At 38.2% G+C, this 21,216-nt stretch carries 17 protein-coding genes and 1 riboswitch; of the genes, 14 read left to right on the forward strand and 3 right to left on the reverse strand.

Translation table 11 applies throughout. From position 1 onward, the window contains the following. Positions 1-100 precede the first annotated feature (100 nt). The 7 genes from I5677_RS04195 to lpdA all read left to right on the forward strand — a co-directional run bounded on the left by I5677_RS04195 (position 101) and on the right by lpdA (position 9,857). On the forward strand, positions 101-2,260 hold the full coding sequence (locus I5677_RS04195; RefSeq protein ID WP_197660318.1) for a methyl-accepting chemotaxis protein: 2,160 nt from the start codon (positions 101-103) through the stop codon (positions 2,258-2,260). Positions 2,261-2,402: 142 nt separating this feature from the next. Beyond that, positions 2,403-2,498, forward strand: a riboswitch (glycine riboswitch). A gap of 199 nt (positions 2,499-2,697) precedes the next feature. After that, the gene (gene gcvT, locus I5677_RS04200; RefSeq protein ID WP_197660319.1) at positions 2,698-3,792 is read left to right on the forward strand and encodes a glycine cleavage system aminomethyltransferase GcvT; all 1,095 of its coding nucleotides are present in this window, start codon (positions 2,698-2,700) and stop codon (positions 3,790-3,792) included. 289 nt (positions 3,793-4,081) lie between these two features. Then, on the forward strand, positions 4,082-4,456 hold the full coding sequence (gene gcvH, locus I5677_RS04205) for a glycine cleavage system protein GcvH (protein WP_197660320.1): 375 nt from the start codon (positions 4,082-4,084) through the stop codon (positions 4,454-4,456). A 59-nt stretch (positions 4,457-4,515) separates the two neighbouring features. Continuing rightward, positions 4,516-5,847, forward strand: coding sequence for an aminomethyl-transferring glycine dehydrogenase subunit GcvPA (gcvPA, locus tag I5677_RS04210; protein ID WP_197660321.1), 1,332 nt, complete (start codon positions 4,516-4,518; stop codon positions 5,845-5,847). Continuing rightward, entirely contained in the window at positions 5,844-7,283 is a 1,440-nt protein-coding gene (gene gcvPB, locus I5677_RS04215; RefSeq protein WP_197660322.1) for an aminomethyl-transferring glycine dehydrogenase subunit GcvPB, read from the forward strand. Before gcvPA ends, gcvPB begins: the two co-directional genes overlap by 4 nt. A 154-nt stretch (positions 7,284-7,437) precedes the next feature. Then, complete coding sequence (locus I5677_RS04220) at positions 7,438-8,433, forward strand: lipoate--protein ligase (protein ID WP_197660323.1); 996 nt, start codon at positions 7,438-7,440, stop codon at positions 8,431-8,433. A gap of 17 nt (positions 8,434-8,450) precedes the next feature. Next, the gene (lpdA, locus tag I5677_RS04225) at positions 8,451-9,857 is read left to right on the forward strand and encodes a dihydrolipoyl dehydrogenase (RefSeq protein WP_197660324.1); all 1,407 of its coding nucleotides are present in this window, start codon (positions 8,451-8,453) and stop codon (positions 9,855-9,857) included. A gap of 132 nt (positions 9,858-9,989) precedes the next feature. On the opposite strand, the gene I5677_RS04230 is transcribed toward lpdA, so the two are convergent. After that, entirely contained in the window at positions 9,990-10,616 is a 627-nt protein-coding gene (locus I5677_RS04230) for a response regulator (RefSeq protein ID WP_197660325.1), read from the reverse strand. Continuing rightward, on the reverse strand, positions 10,613-11,731 hold the full coding sequence (locus I5677_RS04235; protein WP_197660326.1) for a sensor histidine kinase: 1,119 nt from the start codon (positions 11,729-11,731) through the stop codon (positions 10,613-10,615). The genes I5677_RS04230 and I5677_RS04235 overlap by 4 nt, the downstream gene beginning before the upstream one ends. Before the next feature lie 342 nt (positions 11,732-12,073). Here I5677_RS04235 and I5677_RS04240 point away from each other — a divergent pair, with 342 nt between their 5' ends. Beyond that, on the forward strand, positions 12,074-12,619 hold the full coding sequence (locus I5677_RS04240) for a hydrolase (protein ID WP_197660327.1): 546 nt from the start codon (positions 12,074-12,076) through the stop codon (positions 12,617-12,619). Positions 12,620-12,671: 52 nt separating this feature from the next. Here the strand turns inward: I5677_RS04240 and I5677_RS04245 are convergent, their stop codons facing one another. Beyond that, positions 12,672-13,106 carry a GNAT family N-acetyltransferase gene (locus tag I5677_RS04245; RefSeq protein ID WP_197660328.1) on the reverse strand — a complete coding sequence of 145 codons (435 nt, stop codon included), beginning with the start codon at positions 13,104-13,106 and terminating at the stop codon, positions 12,672-12,674. A 255-nt stretch (positions 13,107-13,361) separates the two neighbouring features. On the opposite strand from I5677_RS04245, the gene I5677_RS04250 reads away from it, so the two are divergent. The 6 genes from I5677_RS04250 to I5677_RS04275 all read left to right on the forward strand — a co-directional run bounded on the left by I5677_RS04250 (position 13,362) and on the right by I5677_RS04275 (position 21,076). Next, positions 13,362-14,294, forward strand: coding sequence for an ABC transporter ATP-binding protein (locus I5677_RS04250; protein ID WP_197660329.1), 933 nt, complete (start codon positions 13,362-13,364; stop codon positions 14,292-14,294). A 32-nt stretch (positions 14,295-14,326) separates the two neighbouring features. Continuing rightward, positions 14,327-15,460 carry an ABC transporter permease gene (locus I5677_RS04255; RefSeq protein ID WP_197660330.1) on the forward strand — a complete coding sequence of 378 codons (1,134 nt, stop codon included), beginning with the start codon at positions 14,327-14,329 and terminating at the stop codon, positions 15,458-15,460. After that, positions 15,447-16,622: an ABC transporter permease gene (locus tag I5677_RS04260; protein WP_197660331.1), complete on the forward strand. Its 1,176-nt coding sequence runs from the start codon at positions 15,447-15,449 to the stop codon at positions 16,620-16,622. Before I5677_RS04255 ends, I5677_RS04260 begins: the two co-directional genes overlap by 14 nt. A 382-nt stretch (positions 16,623-17,004) precedes the next feature. Next, positions 17,005-18,414, forward strand: coding sequence for an ABC transporter substrate-binding protein (locus tag I5677_RS04265; protein ID WP_197660332.1), 1,410 nt, complete (start codon positions 17,005-17,007; stop codon positions 18,412-18,414). 125 nt (positions 18,415-18,539) lie between these two features. Then, positions 18,540-19,889, forward strand: coding sequence for an FAD-dependent oxidoreductase (locus tag I5677_RS04270; protein WP_197660333.1), 1,350 nt, complete (start codon positions 18,540-18,542; stop codon positions 19,887-19,889). 233 nt (positions 19,890-20,122) lie between these two features. Beyond that, positions 20,123-21,076, forward strand: a complete 954-nt coding sequence (locus tag I5677_RS04275) for a 2-hydroxyacid dehydrogenase (protein WP_197660334.1) — start codon at positions 20,123-20,125, stop codon at positions 21,074-21,076. The last annotated feature ends 140 nt before the right edge of the window (positions 21,077-21,216 follow it).

The following is a 21,216-nucleotide window of genomic DNA, read 5'->3' on the forward strand; positions in this document are numbered from 1 at the left end:
ATTTGATAATAATTGACAAAGGATACTGTTTTTGCTATAAATAGAAATGTATTTGATGGATAGATTAACTTATTATAATACTTAATTAAGGGGAAAAAGCATGGCAAAAAGACAGAAGAGTAACAGAAAGATCACTTACTTAATTCAAACAATTGTTCGTAAATTGAGTCAAACAAAACATCAGGCTAATCAAGGGACACGGAAGAAAAAGAAGAACCGTTTTAAATCGAAACTTATGACAAGATTCTCTGGTATACGGGCTAAGTTATTATTTGCTTTTGCAATACCAATTATCTTAATGTTGGTGTATGGTATCGTTTCATATAATAAATCTTCCGATGCAATTATATCAGGTTATGAAAAAAGTGCTACCGATACTCTGGAATCAGTAAAAGATTATTTATCCATAGGTGTTGATGCGGTTGCGTCCAAAGCATACGAAGCTGTTTATAATGAAACGTTAAAAAATTACTATAATAAAGCAGACGAAATGAGTAATGAAGAAGAGAAAAGTAATTTTAATGCGGTGAAGGGTATCTTAGCCTCTACAAAATCCTCTCACCCCTTTATATATGCCGTACATGCAATCGGCAAATTAGGTAGTAGTACATCTACGGTGGGAGCTTTTCCGGATGGAATATATGAAGGGTTTCTTGAGAGCCCCTTAGGACAGCAAATTCAGACATCGACACAGCGTCTTATGTGGATTGGGAATCATAGTTACATAGATGAGAAGCTTGAGAATAAGCAAACCTCATACTCGTTATCCATCATTAGAAAGATGGCGGAAAACAACGGTTTTATTGTCGTTGATATCCAAACGAACGAAATCTTAAAATCATTATCGAAAATCAATTTTGCCGAAGGAAGTATTATCGGATTTATTACGGCAGATGGAAAGGAAACCTTGGCAGAAGCTAAGGATACGAATGTATTCGTTGATTTACCTTATTACAAAGCGCTTGCGGATAGCAAAGAGCCCAGTGGTTTTTCCTATGAAGAATATAATGGTGAGAAATATATTTTCCTATACACGAAACTTGGTGATACTGGAGCAGCGTTATGCGCCTTAGTACCGGAACATGCAATTTTGGCACAGGCAAATGAAATTCGTTCATTAAATGTTATCTTTGTAACGATTGCATGTATTATAGCAGGGATTATAGGTACTATTATAGCAGCCGGAATAGGAAGAGAGATAACGAAGTTATCCGGATCAATTGCGAAGGCTGCCAATGGTGATTTAACAACCAAGTTTGAAACCAAACGTAAAGATGAGTTTCGTATTCTGTCAGACAGTTTAACTGATATGATAGGAGGTATGAGAAAACTAATTGAAGAGGTTTCTGCTGTCGGGACAAGGGTGAGTTCTTCTGCAGACAATCTGTCCCATACAACTTCTGATATTTTGGGTTCTACAAAAAATATATCTTTTGCGATAGAAGAGATAGGTAAGGGAGTAGTGCAACAAGCTACGGATACGGAGCAGTGTTCCAATCTAATGTCCGGCTTATCTGAAAAAGTGAATCATGTATATGATAATACGAATGAAATTGAGCAAATTGCAATTGATACAAAATCCATCGTCGGAGAAGGTATTGTAACAATTGATGAACTTAGTAAAAAGTCCAGTGCAACAACCGATATCACCCATGTTGTAATTGATGAGATAGAAGAACTGGAGTTTAAATCCCGCAGTATAGAACAAGTAATCTCAGTGATTAATGATATTGCATCACAGACAAATCTTCTTTCGCTGAATGCTTCCATTGAAGCGGCCAGAGCCGGAGAAGCAGGTCGGGGATTTGCTGTCGTAGCTGAGGAAATCAGAAAGTTGGCAGATCAGTCAGTGGCAGCATCAAATCAGATTAAAGTAATTATTCAGGATATCCAAACTAAGACGCAGGGAACGGTAGCTTCAGCTAAGAGAGCAGAAAGTATTGTGGAATCTCAGATGGAAGCACTGGATAAGACCATAAGTACCTTTGAGGATATTAATCAACATGTGGCGAAATTGGTTCATAACCTTGATAATATCTCACAGGGTGTGAAAGGGATTGAAGCGGCAAAGGATGAGACCATGGATGCGATTAGTAATATATCAGCTATTTCAGAAGAGACGGCTTCCTCCTCAGAGGAGGTAAGTGCAACAGCAATAGAGCAGATTACATCCGTTGAATACTTAAGTAACTCAGCAATAAAGTTGGCAGAAGACGCCAAGATATTAGAAGAAGCTATAAGGCAGTTTAAATTGTCATAGTAAAACTATAACAGCGATAAATTATATTTAAAAAATTTGTTTTGTAGCTATCCATAAATTATCCTGGGATTGTTCATAAATTCTCTTGATGGGATGTTATTGACTTAATGAATTCTTCATACTATAATAAAACTATCATCGGATGAAGAATTTGGGAGAGACTGTAGAAATAATATATTATGCTACAGCGCCGAAGGGGAATGCGAAAACTCTCAGGCAAAAGGACCAGATTTGGACGATACTCTGGAAAGCGTAATGGCACCGACGAAGCAAATCTTTCAGGTAAACCAACAGAGGCGTATTGATTGATTCAGTACGCCTTTTTTTGTTGTAGAAAATTCTCCGGATTTCCTATAGCATTGGCTTTTACATTAAGTAATCATCGGTGTATATAAATCAATCACATAAGTAAATTGAATAATATAGGAGGAGACAGTATGGAGATGAAAACTCCGCTTTATGAATGCCATGTTAGGGCTAAGGGTAAGCTGGTTCCCTTTGCCGGGTATTTATTGCCCGTACAATATGAAACCGGTGTGATAGAAGAACACATGGCAGTTAGGACTGCGGCGGGATTATTCGATGTATCTCATATGGGGGAAGTAACTTTGACGGGAAATGATGCGCTTTTCAATGTACAGAGGTTGGTTACGAATGATTGTAGTCAGATGGTAGACGGACAGGTAAAGTATAGCCCGATGTGTAACGAAGAGGGAGGTATCGTGGATGATCTTCTGATTTATCGAAAAAGCAGAGATTCCTATCTGTTAGTTATTAATGCGGCAAACCGCCATAAGGATGTTGCGTGGATAAAGGAACATCTAACCGGTGAAGTTGATTTCGAAGATATTTCTGATCAAGTGGCTCAACTTGCCCTACAGGGACCGATGGCAAAAAGTATATTAGGTAAGATAACCGAGGAAGCCCAGCTTCCCGTGAAGTATTATAGCTTTGCCGAACACCTTATGATTGCAGGAATTGATTGTCTGGTATCAAGAACCGGTTACACCGGGGAAGACGGATATGAACTCTATTGTCATAGTCAGGATGCTGTAAAGTTGTGGAAGGTTGTGATGGAAGCCGGAGAGCAATTAGAAGCAGGTTTAATTCCTTGTGGCTTGGGAGCCAGAGATACCTTACGACTGGAAGCAGCTATGCCTCTCTATGGTCACGAAATGGATGATACAATCTCACCGTTGGAGACCGGTCTTGGCTTTGCGGTAAAACTTAATAAGGAAGATTTCATTGGGAAAGCAGCGATTATTGCCAAAGGAAAGCCTACGAAGGTAAGAGTTGGACTTGATATTACAGGCCGTGGAATTGCCAGAGAAAATTGCCCGGTTTATTACAAGGAGGAGTTAATCGGGAGAACAACTTCCGGTACCCACTGTCCGTATCTTGGTCGACCGGTTGCTATGGCCTTACTGGATTGTAAGTATAGTGAGGCTTCTACTCAGGTTGAAGTTGAAGTCCGGGGTAGAAGGATATCGGCGCAAATCGTAGATTTACCATTTTATAAACGAAGCAGATAGATATTAGTTCATATAGATTAATAGTCGGTAACTGATTTAATAAAAATACATATATAAATTATAAGAATTTACTTCATAATAGTAACGATAGATAAGTGAAGATTCATCATTCTCTTAACACAGAAAAATAGGACTAGACATGTTTGTTATATGAATATTTTCTTTATATTAGTAAAACATGGATTTCTAAGAACGATGCATTTTATCTAATATTAATGATAAAAGTTGCTATAAGAAGCTTTATGACTTCATAACTTCGGATAAAACAAAAATTGATAGGAGGATTTATATGTCAAATCAAGGTATGTTATATGCAAAATCTCATGAGTGGGTACAGTTTTTAGATGAAACAACAGTAAGAGTGGGTATCTCGGATTATGCCCAAAGCGAATTGGGCGATTTGGTATTTATCAATCTACCGGAGGTAGGAGATGAAGTAGTAGCAGGAGAACCCTTTGCCGATGTGGAATCTGTGAAGGCTGTTTCCAATGTATACAGCCCGGTTACCGGAATCATAAAAGCAATCAATGAGGAGTTGTTAGATCAACCGGAATTAGTTAATTCAGATCCTTTCGAGGCCTGGTTTATGGAAGTTGAAGAAATCAGTGATAGGGTGGAGTTAATATCAGAAACAGAATATGATGAAATGATTCATAATAATTAATTATTAAGAAAAAGACTTAATTATGGGATACAAAATATGAATTGGCAGGAGGAAGGATTATGGGTACCTATATTCCTAATTCAATAAAAGAACAGCAGGAAATGCTTAAGATCATAGGAAAACAAAGTATGGAGGAGTTATTTATCCACATACCCAACGAGGTGAAGCTTAACAGACCTTTTTATTTACCGGAGGGGCAATCGGAAATGGAGGTCAGGAGAAAGATCACTGCTATGGCCGGTAGAAATATAGTATTCACTTCTATCTTCAGGGGTTGCGGAGCGTACAATCATTACATACCGGCTATCGTGAAGCAAGTAACTTCTAAGGAAGAGTTTGTAACAGCATATACACCCTATCAGGCTGAAATCAGTCAGGGGATTTTACAATCGATCTTTGAATATCAGACTATGATTTGTGAGCTTACAGGAATGGATGTATCCAATGCTTCCGTTTATGACGGAGCTACCGCTGCGGCTGAGGCTGTTATTATGTGTAAGGAAAGAAAAAGAAGGAAGGCTGTAATCTCGCAGACAGTAAATCCTGAGACAATAGAAACGATCCGAACCTATTGTCAAGGAACGGGGCTAGAGGTAGTGATTGCTCCTGCTAAGGATGGAAGAACAGATATAGAACAACTTAATAGCTTGGTGGATGAAGATACAGCCTGTGTACTAATTCAACAGCCCAATTATTTTGGACAATTAGAGGAGACAGAACTCATCGGCAGTATGGTAAAAAATAGGGGTGTAAAATACATTGCCAGCTGTAATCCGATATCTTTAGGGGTATTGAAAACACCGGCTGAATATGGAGCAGATATTGCTGTAGGAGAGGGACAGCCCTTAGGAATACCCTTATCCTTTGGGGGTCCTTACCTTGGCTTTATGGCTGCAACTAAGGAGCTGATGCGAAAATTACCGGGACGGATTGTCGGTGAGACAAAGGACGCAAAAGGAGAAAGGGCATTTGTCCTAACCCTTCAAGCCAGAGAACAGCATATTCGCAGAGAAAAAGCCTCCAGTAACATCTGTTCTAATCAGGCTTTATGTGCCATGACGGCTGCGGTATATCTCAGTACAATGGGTAAGAAAGGCCTTGAACAGGCGGCTGTTTTATCCATGTCCAAGGCGCACTATCTGGCAAATCGCTTGGAGGAATTAGAGGGCTATCGGTTGGTTTATTCAGGTGAATATTTTAATGAATTTGTGACTACCTGCAAGGGAAATGTGGATAACATACTTTTAGCACTGAAAGAACGGGGATATCTTGGGGGATATCCTCTGAAAGGTCAGTATGAGGGACAGCTTCTTTGGTGTGCAACCGAGGTAAATACCAAGGAAGAAATAGACTCCTTGATTACTATATTAAAGGAGGTAGAAAGTCTATGAAATTGATTTTTGAGAAGGGTATGGAAGGAAGAGGCTGTGAAGTGCTTTCCCCTTGTGATGTACCGGTAATCGAAATCAAGGAAGATTTAAAGCGCAAAAAGGAACTTCATCTGCCTCAGGTTTCAGAGACTGAGATTAGCAGGCATTATACACAACTTATGAAGCGGACCTTCGGGATTAATAACGGTTTTTATCCCTTAGGCTCCTGTACTATGAAATATAATCCAAAGATTAATGAAGAAATGGCGAAGCTACCTGGTTTTACTGATATTCATCCTCTTCAACCGGAGGAAACCATACAGGGGTGTCTGGAGGTTATGAAGCTGGCAGAGGATTATCTTTGTGAAATTACGGGGATGGATAAGATGAACTTCCAACCGGCAGCAGGTGCCCACGGAGAGTTTGCTGGTCTAAAATTAATCTGGGCATATCATCAGGACAGACAGGATACAAAGAGGGATAAAATCATTGTACCGGATTCGGCCCATGGTACAAACCCGGCCAGCGCAGCAATGGCAGGCTTTTCTGTCATTAATGTCCCTTCCACAAAGGATGGACTGATCGATATACGGGAACTGGAAAAAGTAGTCGGTGACGATACGGCAGGTTTCATGCTGACGAATCCCAATACTTTGGGATTGTTTGAAGAAAATATACTAAAGATTACTAGCATTATCCATGAAGCCGGAGGATTAAACTATTATGACGGTGCCAATCTAAATGCAATTATGGGTATCACCAGACCGGGAGATATGGGTTTTGATGTGGTGCATTTAAATCTTCATAAGACTTTTTCCACACCCCATGGAGGCGGAGGTCCCGGAAGCGGACCGGTTGGATGTAAAAAACTTCTTGCTAAATATCTTCCCTCCCCCGATGTGATCTGTGAAAATGGTAACTATGCCTTCAACTGGGATAGGGAAGGCAACATCGGTAGGGTGAAAGCCTTTTACGGTAATTTTCTTGTGGTTGTTAAAGCTCTGACTTATATGCTTACGCTAGGAGGGGACGGCCTTAAGGCAGCTTCTGAAAATGCAGTATTAAATGCGAACTACATGATGCATAAGCTGAAAGATACCTTCCATATTCCCTTTTCTGATAACTGCATGCACGAGTTTGTAATATCAACAGAGGGGATTAAGAAGGAAAAAGGAGTGTCAGCCCTGGACTTTGCTAAGACCCTGCTGGATTATGGTATGCATCCGCCAACCATGTATTTTCCTTTAATCGTTCACGAAGCCTTAATGGTGGAGCCAACGGAGACCGAGAGTAGAGAGACCTTGGATGAGGCGATTGCAGTATATCGCGAGATCTATGAAACAGCATTAAATAATCCCGAGACATTACAGGTAAGACCTACTAATACCCCCGTTGGCAGACCAGACGAAGTAACCGCCGCCAGAAATCCCGTGCTCAGATATGAATTTATAAAGTAGAGTGTGTAGTAGTCTTATTTCTAAAATACAAAAAGGTTATCCTGTACAAATTTTGGTATAATAAATAAGATTGTCTGCGAAAGCAACCGGTTATTATTGGCATACAAGTACGCTGAGCATAAATAAAATAGAAAAAGAACAGGAGAAATGAATTTTGATAAATCAAATTCAGTATATCATTACAACTCAGACAAATCCTTATGAGAATCTTGCATTGGAGGAGTATTTGCTAGAGAAGGTTGGAGATAACGAAGTTATTCTGTACCTTTGGCAGAACGAGAAAACCGTTGTAATCGGTAAAAATCAAAATCCATGGAAGGAATGCAGGATAAAAGAGCTTACCACGGATGGCGGTAGGTTGGTCCGTCGATTATCCGGAGGTGGAGCTGTTTTCCATGATATGGGAAATCTTAATTTTACCTTTCTTGCAACGAAAGAAAATTATGATGTAGATAGACAGATGGAGGTTATCTTAAAGGCAGTGAATAACTTGGGAATACCTGCTATCAAGACCGGAAGAAATGATATTACGGTTGAAGACAGAAAGTTTTCCGGTAATGCCTTTTATTCGGACGGTAATCAATGCTATCATCATGGAACCTTATTGGTGGAGGTTGATATGAGTAAGCTATCCACATACCTTAATGTATCCAGGGATAAACTGGTCTCCAAGGGTGTGGCTTCGGTGAAATCAAGGGTTGTGAATCTAAAGGAATATCATAGCAACCTGGATATTGACAGGATGAAGAAGGAATTAATCCAAGCCTTTGGACAAGTATATGGGTTAGTACCTAATAAGATGGAATTAAGCCAGATGAATCCCATCGAGATAGAACATAAAAAAGAGAGGTTTGCCTCTTGGGAATGGAATTTCGGCAAGAAACAGGAGTTTAACTATTCTTTTGGAAAGCGATTTACCTGGGGTGATATCGATATCAAGTTGCAGATAGAATCGGGTGTAATTAAAGAATGTGTGGCCTATTCGGATGCTCTGGAAACCAGTTTTTTCGAGCAATTACCGATATTCCTATTAGGATGTACCTTTCACACGGATGAAATGATACGGTCACTGAAACAGATGCAACTTTCTGATGATACGATAATGATACAAGAAGATATCATTTCTTTGATCAGGGAGGAAAGACTTTAATAAGCGGAGGAAAGCAAATGGATCAGTATAATTTAATTGTAATTGGATCCGGACCCGGAGGATATGTAGCAGCTATAAAGGCTGCAAAGCTGGGGATGAAGACGGCTTTAATTGAGAGCGGACTAATCGGAGGTACCTGCCTGAACAGAGGTTGTATACCTACCAAGACATTGATGCATAGCTCTCATCTATTCTACGAAGCCTCAGCCTTGCAAGATGTCGGAATTACTTATACAGGGTTGAGTATTGACTATACCAGGATGCAGATGAGAAAGGACGAAGTGGTGGATAAAATCCGTAACGGAATTACCGGACTTTTAAAAGCCAATGGAGTTACGATTTATCAAGGGACAGCAGTAATAAAGCGAGAGCGCAGGGTTTTAGTTAAAGCGCCGGAGGAAGAACGGACATTAAAAGCAGACCATATCTTAATTGCTACAGGATCGAGACCCATAATCCCGAAGATCGAAGGCGTTCATCTTGAAAATGTTGTAACCAGTGATAACCTTCTCTCTTCTGATGGAAAACTTTATCAGAAACTACTGATTATCGGCGGAGGGGTTATCGGGGTTGAATTCGCTACCCTTTACCGGGAGTTGGGTTGTGAAGTAACAATCATAGAAGCCATGGAACGCATCCTTCCCAATATGGATAAGGAGATTTCCAGGAGTATTGCTATGGGCCTTAAGAAAATGGGTGTTAATATCCATACCGGGACTAAGGTATTGGGAATCACAAAAACAGAACATAATGAGCTCTGCTGTGAATATGAAGAAAAGGAAGTAAAAAAACAATTATCGGCGAAGGGAATATTATTATCCGTAGGACGAAGAGCCAATACAGACGGGTTGTTTGATCCGGAGATAAACATAGAATTTGAGGGGCCGTCTTTGAGAGTAAATACTGATTTTGAGACAAGCTATCCCGGAGTGTATGCCATAGGTGATGTAATCAAAGGAATGCAGTTGGCCCATGTGGCTTCTGCTCAGGGAATAATAGTGGTTGAGACGATGTGCGGTAAAAAGCCATCCCTTAATTTATCAGCGATACCCTCCTGTATCTACACGTCACCGGAGGTGGCTGTTGTCGGAATGAATGAGGAAGAAGCTGTTTCGCAGGGTTATAGGATTAAGATTGGAAAATACCCCATGCTCGGTAACAGTAAAACGATATTATCTAGCGGAGAGCGGGGTTTTATAAAGGTAATATGTGAAGAAGAAACAGGTCAGATTCTGGGAGCTCAGCTTTTGTGTGATCGGGCAACCGATATGATTGGTGAGTTTACTACAGCTATTGCGAATGGTTTAAACTACCATGATCTGGCTTCAGTCGTTCGTCCCCATCCCACCTATAACGAAGCTGTATCAGAGACGGTGGAGGACGTGGAGGGTATGGCTATCCACCTGTTACCAAGACAAAGATAATGATTATAAGCCTAATAAATAACAGGAAATATGATAAGGGGTTGTTGCAAAAACGATCTATTTTGCAACAACCCCTAAGATTATATACCTGCTTATTCATTATAAAACATCTTTATTTAAGACTTCTAAAAACTATTTCATATTTTTATAATAGAAGATTGCTATCTGTGTACGGTCTCTTAAGTTTAGCTTCTCGAGTATCGTACTGATGTTATTGCGTACGGTACCTTCACTAAGATACATTAGTTCTGAGATCTCCTTATTGGATAGCCCATCGGCTATTTTCGTAATAATCTCATATTCTTTTTCAGTAATCCCATATTGATCAAGGCTTTTTGTATCGTTTGCTTTCCCAATAAGATCAGGAAGTTTTGTGATTATTTCATCTCCGTATACATTTTGCCCGGCATAAACAGCTTTTAAGGCAGGCAGAATAGACTCATAATTCTGCTTTAACATATAGCCTTTGGCACCGATATGTAAAGCTTTTATGATGTATTCGTCATCTAAGAATGTGGTAAGATATAGGATACGGGCTTCAGGGAATTCTGAAATAATCTTATCCCCCGCCTCTAAACCGCTCATAATTTCCATACGTATATCCATTAAAAGGACGTCAGGTTTAAGTTTTCGGTACAATTCAATACCGTCTCTGCCGTGATACCCGGTACCCACTACTTGAATATCAGGATCCGCAGACAGGATGATCTGTAAGGAAGAGCAGACTAGTTTATCATCATCAATTAGTAATACCTTCATTTAATATTCCTCCGATCCTTATCTTTCGGTATCATTATAAATAATTTAAAGCCCTTATCCAGGGAGATATTTGTGTTTCCTTCAAAGCCTTTTACCCGCTCGTATATATTACGCAGTCCCATACCTTCTCCAAAATCATGATGCTCTTGTGTTTTTAAGAGTTTTGCTTTGTCAGATTCATCTATAGTGCCGTTATCCTCAACAATCAACTGATACATAGCCGGATGCTCTCTCAAAAGAAGGGTTACCTTGGTTGCATTGGAATGTTTTATGATGTTCGCCAGGGCCTCCTTTATTATGGTAATGAAACCATATTTGACAGATAGGGGGGGAGGATTCTTAATATCATACAGATGGCTAATCTCACAAAAGGTAAAATCCTTAACCAGTTTTTCAATCTGTGTATACAGATCAATCGATTCATCATACATTTTATGAATGCTGTTTCGAATTTCATCCATGCCCCCGGATAGAGATTCTTTTAAAGCTCCAAGCCCTTCTTTGGTTGTATCCTCCTTTGAGATTGTTATCAGGGCGCCCACCTGTAATAGAGCACGGGATAATATATGACCGATATTATCATGGATTTCTTTCGATATACGATTGCGTTCATTTAAGGTTGCGAGGTTAATTTCATAATGTTGATTTTTCAATAAGCTGCGGTTCTTCTCCTCTAACAGTTGAGAAAGAGAGGAGGAACTGTCACGCAGTTCATTATATTCATTGGTAAGAGAATTTAGCTTATTGGTTTTTTGCTTAAGGACAAAGGATAATAACAGAAATACAATACTGTAAATGATAATTGTCAGTGAATAGTGTTCCTGGTTCGATATAAATAACAAAAGCAGCAGCAGAACATTAAATTGATATTTCGTAAAATGGGTATCATATAGCAAAACCGGTAAGAAGATGATATAACCGGGTAGAAATAGGCTGAGAGCACTATAGAAAATAGTTCCGTATAAGCGGATTCGGTCATCATCATAATAATAGGATAAACAGCTGAGTAACACTACTAAAATTACCGGTATGACTGCGAAGCTGACATCCATATGAAAAAGATATAAGGTTAGACAGCAGATTAATAATAACAATTTATCTATAATTTCGTACATGAAATGCTCCTATTTCATTGCTTTTTCCTGTAAGTAGTGACAATTTTAGTATTGCATGTTGTCCATATTATGTCAATAAAATTCTTGGCATTAAAATTATCCGTTAGGTGATTGAAACCATGGAAAATGGATGTTATAATAATTTCTATGTCTAGAAGAAACACGATTAAATTTATATATATGAAACAAAACATAGGGAGTATGTTATATAAGTGAATAGCAAGTCAATGCAATTATTTCTATAGTGAGATATTTATTATATAAAATGATAAAGATTTAAGAAGACAATATAATTAAAACCTATGACAAACATAGGTTTCATAACAGAAAGGAAGAAAACACATGAGAATATTGGCAGAAGACACGATGGCATTGGTGATTGATTTTCAGGAACGTCTGGTTCCGGTAATAAAAAATGCCAACGGGCTCCTTCATAATACGGAAATCTTGATGAAAGGTTTAAAAGCTTTGGGTATTCCAATGATTTTGACTCAGCAGTATACGAAAGGAATCGGAATGACAGTGCCTGTCATTGCGGAAGCGTTGGGTGAAGATTTTAATTATATGGACAAAGTATCCTTTAGCTGTGTGGATGATGAGAACATAATGCAAAGAATTCATGCCACAGGAAAGAAAAATATCATTGTCTGTGGGATTGAAGCCCATATCTGTGTATTGCAAACGGTAATAGATTTAATTCAACAAGGTTTTCATGTAATTTTAGTAGAGGATTGTATCGGTTCCAGAAAAGAAAACGATACGAAAGTAGCAGTTTTAAGAGCTGCTGCTGAGGGTGCCGTGATTACAACCTACGAATCGATTTTATTTGAACTGACCCGTTATGCAAAATCAGATGTATTTAAACAGATATCAGCACTGATAAAATAATGAACTAATAAATTAGCCCCTCACTTGGACTAATCCGTGCTAACATCATCTGTCATTTATCTAACGGCATACAGAATTTATAGTGGGAGTTTTCCATGCCTTGTTTTTGATAAAAATCATGGCCGGAGCTCCTTTTTTTGTTACAGCAAACTTCTAATTGCATACAGCCTCTAATGATGGCAGTTTCAACAGCCTTTTCAAAAAGCAGATGGCCGATTCCATGTCTCTGATAATCGGAAGTCACAATTAATTCCTGGATTTCTGCTATTCTTCCTGTATGGTGCAGTAAGCTTTGAATATGTAAGCTGATAAAGCCTATTATTTTCTGGTCATCCATTGCAATAAAATAAGAGATAAGATTATTATTAAGATTTTCTTTATATACCATCTCGAAATCAACTCTTGATAGCTTTGAATTCTCCAGCTCATTCATTAAATCGTATATTTTGATTAAGTCATTTACTGTAGCAAGCTTTATTTCATACATGCCATCACTTCCTTTTTATTATTTTACATATAATCATGACTGTCGTTTTTGACAAATCATCAATTCGCATTCCTTTTCTTATAAATATCATATGTCTATCTTCTTTGTAATACAATCTGAAATATTACTTAATAAGAGAATGACATATGTCATTTCATATCGTGACACAGTTCACTTCAATTTCATATTTCGTTTTAGTATAGTATAGTCAGAAAGAAAAATAAAAAGTTTAGAAAGCATTTAAGGAGGAAAGTTATGATAGTAAAAGTAGAAGGATTAGTAAAACGTTATGATAAACTTGTTGCACTGGATTATCTTGATCTGGAAGTAAAAGAGGGTGAGATATTCGGTCTTCTTGGACCAAATGGCTCGGGAAAAACAACTGCAATCAATTGTATTCTTTCATTACTTAAGTATGATAAGGGAACCATTGAGGTGTTTGATAAGCCCATGGGGCCGGATGAGTATAAGCTAAAAAAAGATATCGGACTGATTATGCAAAATGTTGCGGTATTCGATGAACTCACCGTATATGAAAATATCTCTTATTTTTGCAGCCTTTATATTAAGGATAAGAAGGAAGTAAAAAGATTAACGGAGGAAGCCATTGAATTCGTGTCCTTAGATGATTATAAGAAATTCTATCCCAAGAAATTAAGCGGTGGTCTTCTAAGACGTTTAAATATTGCCTGCGGAATTGTTCATAAGCCGAAGCTAATTATCCTGGATGAACCAACCGTTGCAGTGGATCCGCAGAGTAGAAATAAAATTCTCGAAGGTATCAAAAAACTGAATGAAGATGGAGCTACCATAATCTATACCTCTCATTATATGGAAGAGGTAGAGCAAATCTGTAGTAAGATTGCCATCATTGATAAAGGAAAGGTAATTGCTCAGGGAACGAAGGATGAGCTTAAGTCTATGATTTCCGTAGGAGAGAAAATTACGATTGAGGCTTATCAAGTTAACGATTTACAACTAAATACAATAAAGAACCTTCCGAATATTTATTCCGTAGAATACCGCGAGAATCAATTAGAGATAAAGACTGGAAGAGGAAATAACAACCTGGTTACTATACTGGAGTATATGGCAGAGCAAAAGATAAGCTTTGGCAGAGTGATTACAGAACTTCCTACATTAAATGATGTATTTCTTGAGATAACCGGGAAGGAACTTAGAGATTAACAGATGGAAATGATATGAAAGGTGGAGAGAAAATGAGTTTTTCTTTATATATAAACAGATTAAAATGTCATATTCGTAATAAAGAGAACATGTTCTGGAGCTATCTGTTTCCAATTGTTCTAGCTTCCTGTTTCTTCTTTGCATTCAATAATCTATGGACCATAGATTCTTTTGAAACTATTAAGATAGCTTATGTGAGCGAAATGGTAGAGACAGATCCCTTAAAACAGGCACTTAACGAAGCAAAAGTATCTGAAGGGGTATCCATGTTTTCTATAACTTACAGTGACAAAACGAAAGCTAGTACTCTTTTGGAAGAGGGAGAGATTGAAGCATACATTGTTGGTGGTGAGAATCCGGAGCTTTTTGTGAAAGAAAACGGGATGAATGAAACGATCATGAAATCCTTTTTGGATAACTATCGCAGTGTATCTTCCACAATAGGTACGATACTTGCTTATAATCCCAACGCCATAAACGAAGGGCTGATGCAGGACTTAATGCAGACGGATACCTTTGTGGAAGAACAGGCAGATATGAAAAAGCCGGATGCTATGTTGGTATACTTTTATGCTTTACTGGCTTTTAACTGCATATTTGCGGCAAATTGGGGTTTAGTAGAAGTAATTAATATTCAGGCAGATCAGTCAACTCGAGGAGCAAGAGTTAGTGTATCCCCTATCCATAAGATGAAACTTTTCTTATGTAATATAGCAGCTGCCTTTACGGTTCATACTGGTAGTATCCTACTTTTGCTTTTTTACATGAATAATATATTAAAGATAAACTTTGGTGATCAATTTGTTCTAATTATTATAACCTGTCTGATTGGATCTATAGCAGGTATAGCACTGGGGGCTACCGTAGGAATATTAGTTCGGAAAAAAGCTTCCGTGAAAGATGCAATCTTAAGCGCAGTCATAATGGCAGGAGGATTTCTGTCAGGTATGATGTATGCAGATATGAAATATATTATAGCTACAAAATTACCTATACTTGGTTTTATAAATCCTGTTAATCTGGTAGCTGATACCTTATACAGCTTATATTATTATGATACAAATGAACGTTTTTACTTAAATATGGCAATACTTGGTCTGCTAACCGTTTTGATGGGAGCTGTATCCTATGCCGGATTAAGGAGGAAGACATATGCAAGTATTTAAAACTTATTTTAAGATATTAAAGAAAAACTTAACATCGGTTATTATATTTGGTGTGATATTTATAACAATAACCCTGGTGATTACCCTAACGATGTTTCATGAGGATAACGGACAGTTTAGTGTAAAGAAGGTTCCGACTCTGGTAATTAATCAGGATACAGACAGTAATCTTGTAGACGGATTTTTAACTTATCTGGAACAATACGCAACCTTTGTAGATATTGAAGAAGATGAAGAAATTCGCAGGGATGCATTGTTCTATCGTAAGGTGTTATATATCCTTACAATACCGGAGGGATTTACCGAGGATTTTCTTGCCGGTAATGAGATTAATCTGATCAAAGAGACCGTGCCGGATTCTGTGGAAGCTATGTCCGTTGACACAGCTGTTAATAATTATCTGAATACAGCAAAGATATATATCAAACACAATCCTGATGTTGACCTCAATAAATTAGGTGACTTCATTCAACAGGATTTAGGAACAGAGACAAAGGTAACCTTTGATGTAAAACAAGAGGATGATACGACGGCTGCACATATGTTTAACAGTTTCTATTATAATTACTTGGGATATATTATAGTAGCATGCTTTATTGCCGGAGTTAGCACGGTTATGCTTTCCTTCCACGGATTAGACATTCGAAGAAAGCATTATGCAGCACCTCTTTCTAGCCGTAGATTTAATATTCAGTTAATTAATGCGAACTTGGCTTTTGTTATGTGTTATCTGTTGGTATTCATAATCGCGGGATACGTATTTAGTCCTGTTAAGTTAATAGATCTAAATCTTGTATTTATGTGGTTGAATGCATTTGTATTTAGTCTGGCTGCTTTAAGTATCAGTTATTTAATCGGAATTTCAGTGAAAGCTAAAAATGCAGTTCAGGCATTATCCACAATGCTTTCCTTAAGCTTAGCCTTCATCAGCGGTATGTTCGTTCCACAGGAGTTTCTGGGTGATGCGGTATTGAAGCTAGCCAGCTTTACACCATCTTACTGGTATGTAAGAGCGAATAATACCATAGCACATATTAACAATTTTAATTTAGACAATATGGGCGAGATTTTTGGGTATATGGCAATCCAAATTGGTTTTGCGGCAGCTATCATCTCAATTGCATTGGTTGTAAGTAAGAGAAAAAGACAGATGGCTTATTAAATAGAGTGGGCATCTAGAAAAAGTTCTTTTTATAATGACTTTTAGAAACGTTATAAATATAATAATCATTTAAATAAGTATGACTTCTATCTTAATAACAGGATAGGGGTCATATTTTTGGCGCGAAAGTAAGGCGAGTATTCTTGAGATAGAGTTATATATGCTATATGTGAAAGAACAGTTCTATTATTAGAAGAATTAGATAAGGTGGATTATGGTATGTCTAATAGAACTACTAATAAGGTGTATCAAAAATACAACTGAATAAAATGATAAATTGACAGGTAAGCATATAGGGTTGATAATAATTCTAACTTATCTTTTTTGTTAATTTAAGTTATAATACATTTGGAGCTTCATACTGTCTCATGAGGAGGAAAGCATGAAAAACACGATAGAAAAAGCAGTTATTGTGCTTATGACTGTTTTTATTAGTATTATTCTATTGGCAGGCTGTAGTAAGAATGACAGCATTGATGAAGAATTTGCAGATGACAGTGATACGAAAACCGGTATCCGGATGGAAAAAATCCGGGTATGGACGGATAATGCCCATGAAAAAGACTTAAGATTGCAGCAAATCGAAGAGTTTAATAATACCATCGGAAAAGAGAAAGGTATTACAATTGAATACACGGTTTATGGATCAAATTATCAGGATACGATAAAGAAAGCAGCTCAAAGAGGGGAAGCACCTGAATTATTCAGGCCTACTGGTGCATTTTTACTGGATTTTGTGAATTCAGGATATATGGTTCCTATCTCGAACCTTCCCGGAGGGGATGCTCTAATAGAACAATATGAAGGAAGCCTTGTAAATAATCAGCATGTATTCGATGGGAAAACTTATGCGTTACCATATAATTTAACTACTTATAAATTTATTATTAATGAAGATTTATTCGAAAAAGCAGGTATCAAAGAGTACCCCAAAACATGGGAAGAGGTCAGAGAAGCCGCCAGATTGATTACAAACGCAGGAGATGGTAAAGAGTTTGGCTGGGTTTTAGGACTGAAATCCAATTGGATGATGAGCACATATTTAACCCGACCGAACGGAACCAATGTAGGTCATGTAGGATTTAATCATGAAACTATGAAATTTGAGTTTTCTGCTTTTGCTCCGGTAATAGAGGCAGTGAAAGGAATGATTGATGATGGCAGTGTATTTCCGGGTTTTGAAGGGCTTGATGCTGATGCTGCCAGAGCGCAGTTTGCAGAGGGCAGGATAGGTATGATACCCGGGGCAAGCTTTGATACCGGAGTTTACAATGAACAGTTTCCGGCAAAGTGTAATTGGACTGTAATTAATATTCCCTCTTTTACAAAGGATGGATCACCTTATAAAGAATTTGCGGACGCAACCTCCCTTTTGGGAGTAGGAACTGCAGCTCTGGATAAGGCAGAAAAAACCTTTGAAGTATTAAAATTTTTCTATTCGGATGAAAATGCGGCACAGATGTATGAGCATTCCCTATATATACCGTTTCGGCAGGAAGCAATTGATTTAGCTACTTCAGAGCCGGTACAAAAAGGTTTTGCAGATTTTGCCAATGTACCGAACAAGGTTATCATGTTACCGTTTCCTGACACTCATATTACGGTGAAAGGGGATGCCTACCGAGAAACGATTATGAAGATTTTTGCCGGAGAGTATGATAATAAGGATGTGGATACAGTACTCACGGATATGGATCGACGTTATAATAAAGCATTATATGAGTTATCGCCCCAGGAACTGGAGGCATTTAAACAAACGGCTGAGATATTGGAAGGCTTTAAAGCAAGATAATACTTGGTTTGAAAAGTGTTATTTGTCCATGTATTAGTGACTTTAATAGAAAATCGTATGTAATGAAAGTAAATTTATTATATAATTATGACTTTATGATGAGCAGACGAATGGAGGATATGAAAATGCAATTTACAATTAAGGAAAAACATGTAGATGTGAAAAAGGAAGTGGATGTTCTCGTAGTAGGAGGCGGGCCTGCCGGTATCGGTGCTGCAGTTGCAGCAGCGCGAAGCGGACAAAAGGTTATGCTTTTAGAGAAGAGAGGTTTTTTGGGTGGTAACATCACAGGCTGCTATGTAGAGACCTGTAATCACTTTTTACATGGTACCTCTTTCGAAGCCCACGGTATCTACGCTGAAATAGAAGAGAAATACAAGGAGCAATATGGGAGATCCCATGATATCAGAATAAATTCACCTCATCGTTTTAGCAGTGAATATCTTAAGGTGTTTCTAGATGAGTTTCTGCTAAAAGAGGGAGTTGAGCTTAGCTTTCACTCCTTTGTAAATGATGTTATTGTAGAAGAGAATAAGATTCAATGTGTGATTATTCAGAGTAAGAAGGGACCTGTGGCAATAAAGGCAGCTGTTGTAATTGACGCATCCGGTGATGGAGACGTTGCGTTCAGTGCGGGGGTTCCTTTTGAACAGGGTAGGGATACAGATGGACTTTGTCAACCCGGTACTGTTAACTTTAGGCTTGCCGGAGCAGACGTTAATAAGTTAACCGGTGAAGTAGATCAATTAAAAGTTATTGGCAAAAGGTTTAACCAAGACTATAGAGCAGGAAAGACAGGGTTAAGCTGTAAACGTCAGGATTTACCCTTTGGCCGCTTAACTCCCGGTGGACAGATAACCTATGTTAACTATCCCTGTGCCTATAAGATAGATCCTACGGATGTGGAGGGACTCACGAGGGGTGAACTGGAATGCAGACAATATATAATGGAATTTTATGAGTATGCAAAGAAGAATTTTGAAGGCTTTGAAAATATTGAACTGGCATCCATCGCTCCGGAAATCGGATTCCGTGATAGCAGAAGGATAAAAGGCCTTTATCGTCTTACAAAAGAAGATATCGAAGCGCAAAGAGTCTTTGATGATGCTATCGCTCTTTACCCTCGTATTTATGATATGCTTGCTCCGGATGCCTACATGGACGGTGATGGAAAGATGGAAGGAGAAGGCTATAAGGGACATATTTATGAGCCGATTACGGATACCAGAACCTATACCATTCCTTACCGCAGTCTACTTCCCGTTGATATTACGAATTTAATCGTTGCCGGAAGGTGTATCTCTGCCGATCATGTGGCAGAAAGCAGTATCAGAGGAATTTCCTGTTGTATGTTAACAGGACAGGCAGCAGGAGCAGCTGCAGGCTTGGCAAACAAGTCAAAGGTAGCCCCTAAGGATATTGATGTAAAGGAGCTTCAAGCTGTATTAAGAACCCAGAGAGTTGTACTGCCTTAAGCATTAGATAGTTTATAGTATAGAATGCATGAGTGGATGGAGGATAAATTTCTATAGTAATATGTCTCTCCTTCTAGATTTTAATAAGACATGGATAACATGATTAAGTGTCAAAAGGTGCGCTACACATTTCTACAAACATATGGCAATATATTGTATATGGAAAGCATGGAAGATAATTTTGACACTTTGTTATAATAATATACAAATATTAAATAATTGGAGGTTATTTTATGAAAATCGCAATGTTGGAGCCTTTGAGCGTAAGTGATGAAATTATTGTTGAATTATCAAAACGATTAAAAGATGAGAATCATGAGTTTGTCGCTTTTGATACAGTTACACGGGATGTGGAAGAGTTAAAGAAACGAGCTGAAGGAGCAGATGCTTTAATTATCGCGAACAATCCCTTACCGGGTGAAGTGATTAAGTCATTGGATCAGTTGAAGTTTATCTCTGTCGCTTTTACAGGAATTGATCATATAGATAAAGCAGCCTGCGTTGAAAAGGGTGTTAAAGTGTCCAATGCGGCAGGTTATAGTAATCAATCCGTAGCCGAGCTTGTTATTGGTATGATTATAAGTAAATTAAGAAACCTGGTGGAGTGTAATACGGTTGTAAGACAGGGCAAGACCAAAGATGGTCTTGTAGGCTTTGAACTGGCAGGAAAGACGGTTGGTATTGTTGGTACCGGTGCAATCGGTTTAAAAACAGCAGAATTACTAAAAGCTTTTGGATGTAACCTCTTAGGTTATGATACAGTAGAAAAGGAAGAAGCGAAATCATTGGGCATTCAATATGTTGGTTTGGAAGAGCTTTTAAAGGAAAGCGATATCGTAACGCTTCATGTACCTCTGATAGATGAGACCATAGGTCTTATCAATAAAGACAATTTGAAGCTTATGAAACCGAACGCACTCTTGATTAATTGTGCAAGAGGTCCGGTAATTGATATTGAGGCAACCGCTCAGGCATTAAAGGAGAAGAAATTGGCCGGTGCTGCAATTGATGTATTTGAAATTGAACCGCCGTTACCGGTAGACCATGTTCTTTTTGGTGCGGACAACGCTCTGTTAACACCGCACGTTGCTTTTGCAACGAAAGAATCCATGGTAAAAAGAGCACAGATCACATTTAACAACATTTATTCCTGGTTAGAAGGAAATCAAATCAATAAGATGCTGTAAAATTATTGCCATTATCATTACGGTAGACAAAAAAAGTATACCGAATTCATTATTTACTCCCCCTCAATAGGTGCTGATGCAAATATATAAATTTGCAGCAGCACCTATTTATACAAAAGCAAGACAGAAAAACACAGGAG

It is taken from the genome of Mobilitalea sibirica (assembly GCF_015999265.1).
Classification (GTDB): domain Bacteria; phylum Bacillota; class Clostridia; order Lachnospirales; family Lachnospiraceae; genus Mobilitalea; species Mobilitalea sibirica.